This window comes from Bradyrhizobium huanghuaihaiense, from assembly GCF_007830635.1.
GTDB classification, from domain to species: domain Bacteria; phylum Pseudomonadota; class Alphaproteobacteria; order Rhizobiales; family Xanthobacteraceae; genus Bradyrhizobium; species Bradyrhizobium huanghuaihaiense.
This window is the reverse complement of the sequence record NZ_VLLA01000007.1, coordinates 126174-139993: the sequence shown is the minus strand read 5'-3', so window position 1 is coordinate 139993 and position 13820 is coordinate 126174. Positions and strand designations below refer to the sequence as shown.

13 protein-coding genes are annotated in these 13820 nt (G+C 64.6%); 1 reads left to right on the top strand and 12 read right to left on the bottom strand.

Annotated elements, in window-relative coordinates:
* Window positions 1-23: 23 nt before the first annotated feature.
* Window positions 24-1613 carry an ABC transporter substrate-binding protein gene (locus IQ16_RS16855; protein WP_018642356.1) on the bottom strand — a complete coding sequence of 530 codons (1590 nt, stop codon included), beginning with the start codon at window positions 1611-1613 and terminating at the stop codon, window positions 24-26.
* A gap of 232 nt (window positions 1614-1845) precedes the next feature.
* Here IQ16_RS16855 and IQ16_RS16850 point away from each other — a divergent pair, with 232 nt between their 5' ends.
* Window positions 1846-2721 (top strand): hypothetical protein, encoded by an 876-nt coding sequence (locus tag IQ16_RS16850; RefSeq protein WP_145831622.1) that lies wholly within the window; start codon window positions 1846-1848, stop codon window positions 2719-2721.
* A gap of 144 nt (window positions 2722-2865) precedes the next feature.
* Here IQ16_RS16850 and mtnK read toward each other — a convergent pair whose 3' ends face one another.
* The 11 genes from mtnK to IQ16_RS16795 all read right to left on the bottom strand — a co-directional run bounded on the left by mtnK (window position 2866) and on the right by IQ16_RS16795 (window position 13818).
* Window positions 2866-4155, bottom strand: a complete 1290-nt coding sequence (mtnK, locus tag IQ16_RS16845) for an S-methyl-5-thioribose kinase (protein WP_145831621.1) — start codon at window positions 4153-4155, stop codon at window positions 2866-2868.
* Window positions 4156-4188: 33 nt separating this feature from the next.
* Entirely contained in the window at window positions 4189-4536 is a 348-nt protein-coding gene (locus tag IQ16_RS16840; protein ID WP_018642359.1) for a hypothetical protein, read from the bottom strand.
* 72 nt (window positions 4537-4608) lie between these two features.
* Window positions 4609-4884, bottom strand: coding sequence for a DUF1467 family protein (locus IQ16_RS16835; RefSeq protein WP_018642360.1), 276 nt, complete (start codon window positions 4882-4884; stop codon window positions 4609-4611).
* 9 nt (window positions 4885-4893) lie between these two features.
* Window positions 4894-5298 carry a methylmalonyl-CoA epimerase gene (gene mce / locus IQ16_RS16830; RefSeq protein WP_018642361.1) on the bottom strand — a complete coding sequence of 135 codons (405 nt, stop codon included), beginning with the start codon at window positions 5296-5298 and terminating at the stop codon, window positions 4894-4896.
* Between the two features lie 43 nt (window positions 5299-5341).
* Window positions 5342-7012, bottom strand: a complete 1671-nt coding sequence (locus IQ16_RS16825; RefSeq protein ID WP_026311894.1) for a ribonuclease J — start codon at window positions 7010-7012, stop codon at window positions 5342-5344.
* Complete coding sequence (locus IQ16_RS16820) at window positions 7012-7818, bottom strand: biotin--[acetyl-CoA-carboxylase] ligase (RefSeq protein ID WP_018642363.1); 807 nt, start codon at window positions 7816-7818, stop codon at window positions 7012-7014. Before IQ16_RS16820 ends, IQ16_RS16825 begins: the two co-directional genes overlap by 1 nt.
* A 1-nt stretch (window position 7819) precedes the next feature.
* On the bottom strand, window positions 7820-9256 hold the full coding sequence (gene nuoN / locus IQ16_RS16815) for an NADH-quinone oxidoreductase subunit NuoN (RefSeq protein WP_018642367.1): 1437 nt from the start codon (window positions 9254-9256) through the stop codon (window positions 7820-7822).
* A gap of 22 nt (window positions 9257-9278) precedes the next feature.
* Complete coding sequence (locus IQ16_RS16810) at window positions 9279-10787, bottom strand: NADH-quinone oxidoreductase subunit M (RefSeq protein WP_018642369.1); 1509 nt, start codon at window positions 10785-10787, stop codon at window positions 9279-9281.
* On the bottom strand, window positions 10788-12866 hold the full coding sequence (gene nuoL / locus IQ16_RS16805; RefSeq protein ID WP_018642370.1) for an NADH-quinone oxidoreductase subunit L: 2079 nt from the start codon (window positions 12864-12866) through the stop codon (window positions 10788-10790).
* Between the two features lie 8 nt (window positions 12867-12874).
* Window positions 12875-13183, bottom strand: coding sequence for an NADH-quinone oxidoreductase subunit NuoK (gene nuoK / locus IQ16_RS16800; protein WP_008547737.1), 309 nt, complete (start codon window positions 13181-13183; stop codon window positions 12875-12877).
* Window positions 13180-13818: an NADH-quinone oxidoreductase subunit J gene (locus IQ16_RS16795; RefSeq protein ID WP_018642371.1), complete on the bottom strand. Its 639-nt coding sequence runs from the start codon at window positions 13816-13818 to the stop codon at window positions 13180-13182. Before IQ16_RS16795 ends, nuoK begins: the two co-directional genes overlap by 4 nt.
* Between the last annotated feature and the right edge of the window lie 2 nt (window positions 13819-13820).

The window sequence follows — 13820 nt, the reverse complement described above, 5'->3', positions numbered from 1 at the left end:
TTGCGCCGGAGGGAGCGCGCGTGTCACTTCGCGGGCGAGGTCTCGTCGACCCAGAGGTCTTCGACGTTCTGGTGGGTCAGCTCCGTCGCGTTCAACTGAACTCCCTTGAGCCAGGGCTGCACCGCCATGACCGCCTTGTTGTAGTTGAAGAACCAGACCGGCGCCTCGTCATAGAGCAGCGCATTGGCCTTTTGCAGAAGCTGGCCGCGCTTGGCGGGGTCGTCGGCCTGCCCGGCCTCATCGACCAGCTTGTCGAAATCGGCATTCTTGAAGTTCATGTAGTTGCAGGCCGATTGCGGCGTCGATGAGTGGAAGCATTTCAGCGCCGCCTGGGGATCCGGGCCGCTCTGCTGGGAGTAGACGAAGGCCTGGTAGTCGCCGCTGCGAACCACTTCCGCCAGCACCGCGGTCTCGACCTGCTTGACCTTGGCCTTGATGCCGACCTTGTCCAGCATCGGGATCACGGCCGTGACGATCGGCAGGCCCCAGCTCTCATTCTGGCTGGTGGTCCATTCGAACTCGAAGCCGTTGGGATAGCCCGCGTCTGCGAGGAGCTGCTTGGCCTTGGCGGGATCATAGGCGTAGGGCTTCATGGTCTTGTCGTAGAGGGGCGAGGTCAGCGGCAGCCAGCTGGTGGCGCGATAGGCCTTGTTCTTGACCAGCTTGTTGATGATCAGGTCTGTGTCGATCGCATAGTTGATCGCCTGCCGGACGCGCTTGTCGGCGAACGGCTTGAAGGAGGGGTTCATCCCCATGTAGCGCGTGAAGACCTCGGCGACCTCGACGATGGTGCCCTTGAGGGCGGCGTCGGACTGGTAGGCGACATACTGCGCAGGCCCCAGCACCGAGGTGTCGATCTCCTTGTTGCGGAAGGCGACATCGCGTGCCGCTGCCTCGCCCATGACCGAGACGATGACCTTGTCGGCGTAGGGCTTGCCAGGTTTGTAGAACCGGTCCCACCGCTCCAGCACGATGCGCGATCCCGGCACGTGCTCGACGAACTTGAAGGGGCCGAGACCGATCGGCTTCTGGATAAAGCTCTCCTTGGCGGCCTCGTCGGCGGGATAGATCGAGGTCAGCGCGGTGAAGAAGTAGAAGCCCGGATCGACCTTCTCGGTCAGCTTCATCTCGAGGGTGAAGTCGTCGATCTTCTTCAGGCCGGAGATGTCCTTGGCCTGGCCCTTCTCCACTGCGGCGGCGCCCTCGATCACGCGGACATAGCGCGCGCCGGGATAGGCTTTGGTGCCGTCCATGATGCGATTGTAGGACCAGATGACGTCGTCGGCCGTCATCTTGCGGCCATTGTGGAAATAGGCGTCGTCGCGCAGCTTGAAGGTGTAAACGAGGCCACCACCCGAGACGACGGCCTCCTTGGCAAGCTCCGGAACCGGCTTGCCTTCCGCGGAATCCCAGATGTAGAGCGAGCGGTGCAGCCCCTTGGCGTAGATCTCGTCCTGGGCGCGCTGGGTGGTGTGAATGTCGAGGCTGGTGAAGCTGGAGCCATAGGGCGCCGTCATGCGGATGGTTCCGCCCTTGCGTGGCGTCTGGGCCTCCACTGTTCCGGCTAGCGCCAGCCCCAAGCCGGCGACGATTGCAATCACCCTGAACATCATGAGTCCCCCAACAACGCAGGTTTGTTCCGACAACAGATTTGATCATTCGTCGCCTGTCGAAAGCAAGCTTCGTTTTGGTGGCAATCGATGCCGGTTCCTGAGGCAGTCCTCGACGGAGACCGCGGGGCAAGCCGATTGACGCGGTGCGTCATCCAGGGACCGGTGAACATTTTTCGTGATCGAGGCGACCAAGCTCAGGATCGTTATCTGAGCGCCAAGGATCGCGGAAAAAATGAATCGCCGAACGCTAGGTGCCCTGCTCGCCGGCAGTCTGGTCGTCGCCACGGCCGTGCTGGCAAGCCCGGTCGCGGCCAGCCTCGGCCGGGAGAGCTCGGCAGACAGCATCTGCTTCGGCTGGAGTCGCACCACAGGCGTGAACAACTATCTTGACGAAACGTGGTGGGCGGTCCGGGGCCATGACACTCCAGATAATTTCGTCGAACGACTGCTCAGCATCGCCGTCGGAGCGGTCGCACGGGGCGCAGGTGCGGGTTTCGAAACCAGAGTTTCCCAGGGCACCGGTCTGCCACTGCCAGAGAGCTGGAGCATCGCTACGGCGAAGAATTCGCCGTTCATCACGTCGGTCTACGCCGAGACCCCGCGCGATCTCGCGGCGGTGCTCGGCTTCTATCGCGCCGAGCTCGGCAAGCGTGGCTGGATCGAGACGGTGGTCGAACCGGACCGGGCCGTGATCACTTTCACGACGCCCCGTGGACCGGTCCTGCTCCGGCTTTCCCGTCAGGACGACAGGACAATCGCCGAGCTTTCGCTGCGCAGGCCGGGTATCGCGGATCCCGGCCTCCCGCCGAGGCCGAGGCAGGCAAAGCTGGTGCTCGGCAACCAGTCGGACGAAGCGGCGGTCATCACCATCGCCGACCAGACCATCAAGCTGCCGGCGCACGCCGGTGAGAAACTGGCGGACTCCGACTCCGCCGCAGCCGAAATACCGGACAGCCAAAAGATCGATCTGCCGCCGGGCAGGTACAAGGTCACCCTCAAGGTTGACGGCCGTGCGGCAGAGAGCCGGCAATTCGAGGTCGCGGCCAACGAGACCTGGGGTCTCCTGGCCGGCACGGACGGTGCCCTGCTGCCGATGCGACTTTATTGAGGCGCGCGACGATCTCTCGCCTCGTCATTGCGAGGAGCCCTTGCGACGAAGCAATCCAGAGTCTTTCCGGAGAGGGACTCTGGATTGCTTCGCTGCGCTCGCAATGACGGAGTGCGGCGGCACGCTCCTTGCCACAACGCTCTGTCAGCCCGTTCGCTCCGGCGCCCAGTCCCGCAGCTTTCGCGCGGCGCCTGTCACGTCGGCGATCGTCCGGAACGGCGCCGTCTCCACCATCATCGCCCTCGCCAGCCGCACGGCGCGGGCTTCAGTGGTCGCCCGATGCCTGGGATCCTCGATCAGCTCGAAATCGATATTGTGGGCGAGACCGAAGATACGGCGGATGATCTTGGCCGCGGCGAAGCCGACCGCATCAGTGAACAGGCGCTGCATGTAGGCCTGCCGCTCGGCCTCCAGCCGCGCGGCGCCCTTCTCACCGGGAAAGAGCGAGGCCGGATAGGCGTCACCGGCCACGCCGGCGCGCCAGAGGTCGAGGAATTTGCCGGCGAACCCGGTCCAGACCTTTTCGACTGCCTCCAGCACCCAGGCCTCGAAAGCGGCCCGTTCGCCCGGCGCGCGCTCGTGACCGGCGGAGGCGAAATAGGCCATCAGCAGATTGGCCAGCACCGCGCCGACGTCGAAACCCATCGGGCCGTAGAACGCAAATTCAGGGTCGATCACCCGCGTCTGGCTATCCGTCACCATGATCGAGCCGGTGTGGAGGTCGCCGTGCAGCAGCGCCTCTGGGCTCGCCATGAATTTCAGCTTCAGCCGGGAGATCGCGACATGCAGCTCCAGGTCGTCGCGCAGATCGGCCGCGAGGCCGTCGAGATATGGCGAGGTCCAGCAGTTCTGTTCGGCGATGCGGTATGGGTCGGTGAAGATCAGGTCTTCGGTGATCTTGCAGAGCGCGTGGTTGCCGGCGAAGGCCGCGATGCCCTCCTTCTTCTCGGCAGCTGACAGCGCGAGGTCTGAGGTGAAGAACAGCGTGCGCGCCATGAAAGTGGTGATGTCGTCCACGAAGCGCGAATAGCGCGTTCCCGCGACCAGTCCCTTGCGCATGATGATGTGGGGCTCGAGCAGCTCCATCACCGTCAGTGCCAGCTTTTCGTTGTGATGCAGCAGGGCCGGCACGAGGCCGGGCGCAAGCTCGGCCTGCCGGGACAGCGCGAGATATTCGTAATGGGCCCGCGACAGCGGCAGCGGCCAGCTTTCGCCGACGAGGCGGACGTAAGGCAGCGCCTGCTTCACGGCGATGCCGCCGTGCGCGCCCTTGACGATGAAGACGAGGTTGAGATTGCCGTCGCCGACCTCGGTGATTTTCCAGGATGCGGGATCGCCGCCGAGCACCGCCTTCAGGTCCGGAAGGCCCGCGAGATAGTCCCGCAGCGCCGCCTCATGCAGAATCCGATAGTCCCCTGCCCGGTCCCCGGTCATGCCGATCCCACCCCATGAAAATGGGCCGGATCGTTACTCCCGCTCCAGGAAGCTCGAGCCGATCTCGGCCTTTCTTTTGATCGGATCGTAATCGCAATAGACGCTGTCCGCCACCAGCGTGTAGCTGGCGACGACGTTGTATTTATCCGGCTTGACCGAGTTCAGGCCGATCACCGAGGTGCTCTTGCCGCCGTTCCATTTGAACGGCGTCGAGCTCTTGGCCTGCTCGCAGGCCATCACCGCTTCGTTGAAGACATAGCCCTCGACGAACGCCTTCAGGGTCCGGGCCTGAACGGCGATCTTCCATTCGAAATAGCCGATCGCGCCAAGGCCGGCCACGATCAGCACCAGAAGCGCAACGACGATCCTTTGAAATGTCATTCGTTCCCCCAATATACGAACTATCTCCGCCGTCTTTGCGAGCTTGGTCGATATCCTTCGTCCCTTACACCTCTAAAACGGCATGCCCATCATTTTCGACAGGCGTTCGATCGAGAGATAGCCGGCATGGTAGGCCACCATGCCGAGGCCGTAGATGACGGCCGAGATGATCGTGGTCCAGATCAGCTTGCGGCCCATCCGCGTCAGGACCGGCGCACCGGGGTCGGTCCCGGGGGCGCCGACGCCGTCCTCGTGCTGGCTGCGCACGCCGAATGGCAGCGTCAGGAACAGCGCGATCCACCAGATGACGAAGTAGATCGCAAGCGCGGTCGAGATCTGGATGGCCATGGGACGGCCTTACGCCTGCTCGATTTCGACCAGCGCGCCGGAAAAATCCTTCGGATGCAGGAACAGCACCGGCTTGCCGTGGGCGCCGATCTTCGGCACGCCGTCGCCGAGCACCCTTGCGCCCTCCTTCACCAGCGTGTCACGCGAGTGGATGATGTCGACGACCTCGTAGCAGACATGGTGGATGCCGCCGTCGGCATTGCGTTCGAGGAATTTTGCGATCGGCGAGGACTCACCAAGCGGCTCGATGAACTCGATCTTGGTGTTGGGCAGTGTCGCGAACACGGTGGTGACGCCATGCTCGGGCAGCGGCACGGCCTCGGAAATCTGGGCGCCGAATGCCGCGCCGTAGATCTTTGCGGCCTTGACGGCGTCCTTGGTCGCGATCGCGACATGGTTGAGGCGACCCAGCATGTTTCTTCTCCCTCAGCGCATGATCCGCAAGACCACGCCTAGTCTACACCGTCAGGACGTGTACCAGACAGGGGGGCTTTTTGCCCCAATGTTCGTTGATGACGGCCCGGACGGCGCGTCGCACCGACTCGGCCAAGGCATCCGGATCGCGCCGGCGCGCCCGCGGCAGCCCCTCGATCGTGGACATCACGGCATCGAAGACCAGGTCGTCGAAGGTCTCGCCCGCCCTGTTCTTCTCGGGGACGCCGACGAGATCGACCTCGGGTTCGTCGACGAGCTCGCCCTGCGCGGTCATGGCGATGGCGACGAAGGCGCAGCCGGAGAAGGCCATGCGGCGCCGCTCGACCACGGCACGGGATTTGGAGTCCTCCAGGATGGTGCCGTCCTTGTAGAGACGGCCCGAGGGCACCTCGCCGACGATGCCGGGATCGCCGGGGCCGAGCTTGACGAGATCGCCGTTGCGGCAGACCAGCACGCGCGGCACGCCGGCGGCGCGCGCGAGCTTTGCGTGCTCGTGCAGATGCAGGGCCTCGCCGTGGACGGGGATCAGCAGCTGCGGCTTCACCCAGGAGATCAGGTCGCGCAGCTCGTCGCGGCGCGGATGGCCGGAGACGTGGACCAGCGCATCGCGGTCGGTAATGATTTCGACGCCCTGGAGCACCAGATTGTTGATGATCGAGCCGACGGCCTTCTCGTTGCCGGGAATGGTGCGCGAGGAGAAGATGACGCTGTCGCCGCGGTTCAGGGTGATCTCGGGATGGTCGTCATTGGCAATGCGGGCCAGCGCGGCGCGCGGCTCGCCCTGGCTGCCGGTGCACAGCGCCAGCACCTTGTCCTGCGGCAGATGGCCGTAGACCTCGGGCGAACGGAAATTCTGCACGCCGTCGAGATAACCGGTCTCGCGCGCGACCTGGACCACGCGCTCCATGGCGCGGCCGACCACGACGACCTCGCGGTCGGCGGCTTTGGCGGCGTCTGCGACGGCTTTGACGCGGGCGACGTTGGAGGCGAAGGTCGTGACCGCGACGCGGCCCTTGGCCGATTTGACGAGGTCGATGATGGTCTTGGCGACCTCGGCCTCCGAGGGCGAGCGGCCGTCGCGCACGGCGTTGGTGGAATCGCCGATCAAGGCGAGCACGCCCTCCTCGCCGAGCTCGCGCAGCCGCTTCTCGTCGGTCGGCGCCCCCAACGTCGGGGTCGGGTCGATCTTCCAGTCGCCGGTGTGCAGCACGATGCCGGCTTCGGTGTGGATCGCCAGCGCATGCGCTTCCGGAATCGAATGCGCGACGGGAATGAACTCGACGTTGAACGGGCCGATATCGACGCGGCCGCCTGAGGGCACCACGGTCACCGGAATCTCGGGCGCATTGCGCTCGGCGGCGCATTTGGCCTCGAACAGCGCCGCGCTGAACTTCGTGGCGTAGATCGGGCATTTCAGCTTCGGCCAGAGATCGATGATGGCGCCGAAATGATCCTCATGGGCGTGCGTCAGCACGAGGCCCATCAGGTTCTTGCGCTCCTTCTCCAGGAAGCTGATGTCGGGCATGATCAAATCGATGCCCGGCAGATGCTCCTCGTCGCCGAAGGAGACGCCGAGATCGACCGCGAGCCAGGCACGCTGGTGGCGGTTGCCGAGGCCGTAGATCGACAGGTTCATGCCGATCTCGCCGACGCCGCCGAGCGGCGCAAACACCAGTTCGTCGGGCCTCGCCATCACGCAGCCCCCACTGAGCGGGCCGGGCCGAAGAACACCTCTCCCGCCGCGACCGGCACGCGCCGGCCCTCGGCGGTGCGGACGATCAGGCAGCCGGTCTCGTCGATGGTGTCGAAAATGCCTTCCAGCGTCGTCGTCCCCGTATGGATCGCGACCTTCTCGCCGAGGCCGGCGGCGCGCTCAAGCCACAGTTTACGGATATCGGCAAAGCCGCGGCCATTGTCCCAAATGCCACGGAACTCGACCCAGGCGTCCGACAGAGCCGTAAACAGCTCCTCCGCGCTGATCTGGACGCCGAGGGCGGCCAGCGACACGGCGGGCGTCGGCGTGCCCTCGGGCGCGGCGACCACGTTGGTGCCGATGCCGACGACGATGGCGAGACGGTCGCCGACGGCCTCCGCCTCGAGGCCAATGCCGACGAGCTTCTTGCCGTTGGCGAGGACGTCATTCGGCCATTTCAGGGCGTAGCGGGGACGGCCCTCGCCGAGCCGCAGCGCGGCCTCGAGGCTGACCTTCTCCAGGGCGGCCTCCTCCGCCAGCCCCGCCGCAAACCCGATGGTGGCGGCAACCGCGGGCGCGATGTCCAGGACTTCGAGCACGCTGGCCGCGAGATTACCCTTTGGCGCGATCCAGGCGCGCTGGCGGCGGCCGCGGCCGGCGGTCTGCTCGGATGTGACGAACCACATCGGGCCGCGTTCGCCGGCCCGTGCGTGCTCGATGGCGTCGGTGTTGGTCGAGCCGGTCCGTTCGAAAGCGGCGAGCTTGTAGCCCGCCGAAAGTGCGCGAGGACCGAGCGCGAACCCCATCCTAGAACAGCGACTTTGCCGCGGCCGAGGCAACGCTCACCACGGGGCCAGCGAACAGCGCGAACAGGATGTTGAAAAGGCCCGCAACCGCCAGCACCGTCTTCACCTCGACGCGCACCGGATCGACCTGCCCGGCCGGCTCGTCGAAATACATCGTCTTGACGATGGCCAGATAGTAGTAGGCGCCGACGACGCTGGAGAGCACGCCGATCACGGCGAGCGTGAACAGGTTCGCCTTGATGGCGGCGACGAAGACGTACCATTTGGCGAAGAAGCCGGCGAGCGGCGGAATGCCGGCGAGCGAGAACAGCAGCATAGCGAACATGAAGGCGAGCAGCGGATTGGTGCGCGACAGACCGGCGAAATCGCTGATCTGCTCGACGGCCTGGCCGTTGCGCTTCATGGCGAGGATGATCGAGAACGAGCCGAGCGTCATCGCGACATAGATCACGATGTACATCAGGACGCCCTGCGCGCCCTCGACCGTGCCGGAGGCAAGGCCGACCAGGGCGAAGCCCATGTGGCCGATCGAGGAGTACGCCATCAGGCGCTTGATGTTGCTCTGGCCGATCGCGGCGAAGGAGCCGAGCGCCATCGAGGCGATCGCCACGAACACCAGGATCTGCTGCCACTGCGAGACGATGCCCGGAAATGCGGTCAGCGTGACTCGGGTGAAGACGGCGAGCGCGGCCACCTTCGGCGCCGAGGCGAAGAAGGCGGTGACCGGCGTCGGGGCGCCCTCATAGACATCAGGCGTCCACATGTGGAACGGCACGGCCGAGACCTTGAAGCAGAGGCCGGCGAGCAGGAAGACCAGGCCGAACACGAGGCCGATATTCGAGGCCGTCACGGCCGCGGCGATACCGGTGAAGCTGACGGTGCCGGTGAATCCGTAGACCAGCGAGGAGCCGTACAGCAGCATGCCCGAGGACAGCGCGCCCAGGACGAAATACTTCAGGCCGGCTTCGGTCGACTTGGCGTTGTCGCGGTTCGAGGAGGCCACGACGTAGAGCGCCAGCGACATCAATTCGAGGCCGAGATAGAGCGAGATCAGGTCGCCGGCCGAGATCAGCACCATCATGCCGAGCGTCGAGAGCAGCACCAGGATGGCGTATTCGAAGATGCGGCGCGAGGGATCGGACAGGAACTCGGTCGACAGCACCAGCGTCACCGCCGAGCCGATCAGGGACAGGATCTTCATGAAGCGGGCGAAGTCGTCGACGATGAAGCTGCCGCCGAAAGTCACCTGCTTGCCCGCGGGCTGAGCGTAGACGAGCACGCCGACCACGACCAGGAGCAGGACCGCCAGCGACGTCACCGTCCTGGTCGTCTCCTGCCCGCGATAGGCCCCGAGCATCAGAAGCGCCATGGCGCCGACCGCGAGCACGAGCTCGGGCAGCACCGGCGCCAGTTGATAACCTGCAGTCGAAAAGCTCATGGCGATATCCTGACCTGCCCGATCACTGGAGCAGTGCGGCGGCCTTCACGGCCGTCACAGCGGTGTTGTAATTGTTGACGAGTTGCTGGACCGAGGCGGCCGACATGTCGAGCACCGGCTTCGGCCAGACGCCGAACAGGATCGTCAGCGCGACCATCGGGAACAGCGTCACGCATTCGCGCAAGGTGAGGTCCTTCATGCTCATCAGCGACGGCTTGACCAGCGCCCCGAACACGACCTTGCGGTAGAGCCACAGCGCGTAGCCTGCCGACAGGATCACGCCGAAGGTGGCGAAGAACGCGGTCGGGATCGAGACCTTGAAGGTGCCGAGCAGCGTCATGAACTCGCCGACGAACCCGCTCGTTCCGGGCAGACCGACATTGGCCATGGTGAAGACCATGAAGGTCATCGCGTAGAGCGGCATCCGGTTGACGAGGCCGCCATAGGCCGCGATCTCGCGGGTGTGCAGGCGGTCGTAGACGATGCCGACGCAGAGGAACAGCGCGCCGGAGACGATGCCGTGCGAGATCATCTGGAACATGCCGCCGGCGACGCCCTGCATGGTGCCGGCGAAGATGCCCATGGTGACGAAGCCCATATGCGCCACTGACGAGTAGGCGATCAGCTTCTTCATGTCCTCCTGCATCAGCGCCACCAGCGAGGTGTAGATGATGGCGATGGCCGAGAGCGTGAAGATCAGCGGCGCGAAGTCGTGCGAGGCCAGCGGGAACATCGGCAACGAGAAGCGCAGGAAGCCGTAGCCGCCCATCTTCAGCAGGATCGCGGCGAGGACCACCGAGCCCGCGGTCGGCGCCTCGACGTGCGCATCGGGCAGCCAGGTGTGCACCGGCCACATCGGCATCTTCACCGCAAAGGAGGCGAAGAAGGCAAGCCACGCCCAGGTCTGCAAGGACCGCGGCACGGCGGTGTGCATCAGGGTCGGGATGTCAGTGGTGCCGCCGTTCCAGTACAGCGCCATGATGGCGAGCAGCATCAGGACCGAGCCGAGCAGGGTGTAGAGGAAGAACTTGAACGAGGCATAGACCCGGCGCGGACCGCCCCAGACGCCGATGATCAGGAACATCGGGATCAGGCCGCCCTCGAAGAACAGGTAGAACAGCACGAGATCGAGCGCCGAGAAGGTGCCGATCATCAGCGTTTCCAGGATCAGGAACGCCATCATGTATTCGCGGACGCGGTTGGTGATCGCCTTCCAGCTCGCGATGATGCAGAACGGCATCACGGCGGTGGTGAGGATCACGAGCGGCAGCGAGATGCCGTCGACGCCCATGTGGTAGGTGATGCCGGTGGCGAGCCAGTTCGCCTTCTCGACGAACTGGAAGTCGGCGCTGTTGGGATCGAAGCGCATGACCAGGATCACCGACACCGCGAAGGTGATCAGCGTGGTCCAGAGCGCGATCCAGCGCGAATTGCGCCTGCTAGCCTCGTCATCGCCGCGGCTGAGATAGACGATCAGCGCGCCGACTGCCGGCAGGAACGTCGTGACCGAAAGAATGGGCCAGGTTGTCATTTACTGGCCTCCAAAGCCGAACATGAACCAGGTGATCAGGCCGGCGGCGCCGATCAGCATGGCGAATGCATAATGATAGAGATAGCCGGTCTGGATCTTCACGACGTTGCGGGTGACATCCAGCACGCGGGCGGAGACGCCGTCGGGACCGAAGCCGTCGATGATGAAGCCGTCGCCCTTCTTCCAGAGCTGATAGCCGATCCACTTCGCCGGACGGACGAAGATGATCTCGTAGAGCTCGTCGAAGTACCATTTGTTGAGCAGGAACTGGTACAGCATCGGATGCTCTTGAGCGAGCCGAACGGGGATGTAGGGCCGGCGGATGTAGAACAGGTACGAGACGAGGAAGCCCAGCACCATCATCACCGTCGGCAGGAAAGCGATGGTCTCGGGGATGTGGTGCATCTCCTCGATGATGTGCGGGTTCATCTTCACGGACTCGCGGAAGAACTCCTCGACGCCGTGACCGGCGAACAGCTCCTTGAACGGCAGACCCGCGACGAACGAGCCGACCGCGAGCACGCCGATCGGGATCAGGATCCAGAGCGGGGCCTCATGCGCAGCCTCGTAATGATGCTCGTCATGCGGCTCGCCGTGGAAGGTCTTGAAGATCAGGCGCCAGGAGTAGAACGAGGTCAGGCCGGCGGCGACGACCGTCATCAGGAAGCCGTAGACCCCGAACGGATTGTGCGAGGCGTAGGCGGACTCGATGATCGCGTCCTTGGAGAAGTAGCCGGCGGTGAGCGGGAAGCCGGTCAGCGCCAGCGTGCCGACCACCATCACCGCATAGGTGTAGGGGATCTTGCGCCAGAGGCCGCCCATGTTGCGGATGTCCTGCTCGTGGTGCATCGCGTAGATCACCGAGCCGGAGCCTAAGAACAGCAGCGCCTTGAAGAAGGCGTGCGTGAACAGGTGGAACATGCCGACCGAATAGGCCCCTGCTCCCATCGCCACGAACATGTAGCCGAGCTGCGAACAGGTCGAGTAGGCGACGATGCGCTTGATGTCGTTCTGGACGAGGCCGATCGTGGCCGCGAAGAACGCCGTGGTCGCGCCGAAGAACATCACCACGGCCTGGGCGGTCGGGGCGAGCTCGAACAGCGGCGACAGGCGCGCCACCATGAACACGCCGGCGGTGACCATGGTCGCGGCGTGGATCAGCGCCGAGACCGGGGTCGGGCCCTCCATCGCGTCCGGCAACCAGGTGTGCAGCAGGAACTGCGCCGATTTGCCCATCGCACCCATGAACAGCAGCAGGCAGGTCAGGGTCAGCGCATCGGCATGCCAGCCGAGGAAGTTGATGGTCTTGCCGGTGAGGCCCGGCGCGGCATGGAAGATGGTCTCGAAGTCGGTCGAGCCGGCCAGCATGAAGATCGCGAAGATGCCGAGCGCGAAGCCGAAATCGCCGACGCGGTTGACCACGAAGGCCTTGATGGCGGCCGCATTCGCGGAGGGCTTCTGGTACCAGAAGCCGATCAGCAGATAGCTGGCGAGACCCACGCCTTCCCAACCGAAGAACAGCTGGACCAGATTGTCCGCCGTCACCAGCATCAGCATGGCGAAGGTGAACAGGCTGAGATAGCCGAAGAAGCGCGGCCGGTACGGATCCTCGTCCATGTAGCCGATGGAATAGAGGTGCACGAGCGAGGACACGGTCGTCACCACCACCAGCATCACGGCGGTGAGCGTGTCGACGCGCAGGGTCCACCAGACCTGGAGGTCGCCGGAGAAGATGAAAGGCAGCAGCTGGATGCGGGCGTCATGGTGCATGAGGCCGACGTCGACCAGCGTCATCCAGGACAGCGCCGCCGCGACGAACAGCAGCCCCGTGGTGATCAGCTCCGCCGCGCGCGAGCCCGCAGCAGCCGGCTCGACCGGGCCGTGGCCGTGATCGTCATGGCCGTGATCGTCGTGGCCATGGTCATCATGGGCCGCCGACGCATGCGCATCACCGTGACCATGATCGCCATGATGCTCGACCTCGTCGCCCGAGGGGTTGCGGGCATGCGCGCCGACCAGGGAGATGAGGCCGGCCAGAATGGCGCCCAGCAGGGGCAGGAAAACGATTGCCTGAACCATTTGAGAGCTCAGCCCTTCATCAGATTGACGTCCTCAACCGCGATCGAGCCGCGGTTGCGGAAATAGACCACCAGGATGGCGAGACCGATTGCAGCTTCCGCAGCCGCAACCGTCAGCACCAGGAGCGCGAAGACCTGGCCGACGATGTCGCCGAGGAAGGTCGAGAACGCCACGAGGTTGATGTTGACCGAGAGCAGGATCAGCTCGATCGACATCAGGATGACGATGATGTTCTTGCGGTTCAGGAAGATGCCGAGGATCCCGAGCGTGAACAGGATCGCGCCGACCGCCAGATAATGTCCGAGCCCGATCGTCATTTCACCCACTCCGCCGCATCGGCATCCTGGAGTCCCTGCCCCGGCGCCACCTTGCGCATCGCCATCGCCATCTCGGGCGTGCGCGCGTTCTGAACGTTGATGTCCTGCCGCTTCACGTTCGCCTTGTGGCGCAGCGTCAGCACGATGGCGCCGATCATGGCGACCAGCAGCACCATGCCCGCGAGCTGGAAGTAGTGGATGTACTTCGTATAGAGCACGAGCCCGAGCGCCTCGGTGTTGGAGACGTTGGTCGGGATCGCCGCCGTGATCGTCTTGGCGACGCCGGGGTTGATGACCCAGAAGCCGACGGTGAGCAGCAGCTCGAACAGGAAGATGCCGCCGATCACGAGGCCGACCGGCAGGTACTCGATGAAGCCCTCGCGCAGCTCGAGGAAGTCGACGTCGAGCATCATGATCACGAACAGGAACAGCACCGCGACCGCGCCGACATAGACGACGATCAGCATCATGCCGAGGAACTCGGCGCCCATCAGCACGAACAGGCCGGAGGCGTTGACGAAGGCCAGGATCAGGTACAGCACGGAGTGCACGGGATTGCGCGAGACAATCACCATCACCGCCGAGGCGACGCAGATGCCGGCGAAGAGATAGAAGAACAGCGCGGGAAGGATCATGC

Excerpts from the sequence above, each read along its gene's own strand:
- IQ16_RS16855 (WP_018642356.1), bottom strand. The coding sequence starts at position 1,613 with ATGATGTTCAGGGTGATTGCAATCGTCGCCGGCTTGGGGCTGGCGCTA.
- IQ16_RS16850 (WP_145831622.1), top strand. The coding sequence starts at position 1,846 with ATGAATCGCCGAACGCTAGGTGCCCTGCTCGCCGGCAGTCTGGTCGTC.
- mtnK (WP_145831621.1), bottom strand. The coding sequence starts at position 4,155 with ATGACCGGGGACCGGGCAGGGGACTATCGGATTCTGCATGAGGCGGCG.
- IQ16_RS16840 (WP_018642359.1), bottom strand. The coding sequence starts at position 4,536 with ATGACATTTCAAAGGATCGTCGTTGCGCTTCTGGTGCTGATCGTGGCC.
- IQ16_RS16835 (WP_018642360.1), bottom strand. The coding sequence starts at position 4,884 with ATGGCCATCCAGATCTCGACCGCGCTTGCGATCTACTTCGTCATCTGG.
- mce (WP_018642361.1), bottom strand. The coding sequence starts at position 5,298 with ATGCTGGGTCGCCTCAACCATGTCGCGATCGCGACCAAGGACGCCGTC.
- IQ16_RS16825 (WP_026311894.1), bottom strand. The coding sequence starts at position 7,012 with ATGGCGAGGCCCGACGAACTGGTGTTTGCGCCGCTCGGCGGCGTCGGC.
- IQ16_RS16820 (WP_018642363.1), bottom strand. The coding sequence starts at position 7,818 with ATGGGGTTCGCGCTCGGTCCTCGCGCACTTTCGGCGGGCTACAAGCTC.
- nuoN (WP_018642367.1), bottom strand. The coding sequence starts at position 9,256 with ATGAGCTTTTCGACTGCAGGTTATCAACTGGCGCCGGTGCTGCCCGAG.
- IQ16_RS16810 (WP_018642369.1), bottom strand. The coding sequence starts at position 10,787 with ATGACAACCTGGCCCATTCTTTCGGTCACGACGTTCCTGCCGGCAGTC.
- nuoL (WP_018642370.1), bottom strand. The coding sequence starts at position 12,866 with ATGGTTCAGGCAATCGTTTTCCTGCCCCTGCTGGGCGCCATTCTGGCC.
- nuoK (WP_008547737.1), bottom strand. The coding sequence starts at position 13,183 with ATGACGATCGGGCTCGGACATTATCTGGCGGTCGGCGCGATCCTGTTC.
- IQ16_RS16795 (WP_018642371.1), bottom strand. The coding sequence starts at position 13,818 with ATGATCCTTCCCGCGCTGTTCTTCTATCTCTTCGCCGGCATCTGCGTC.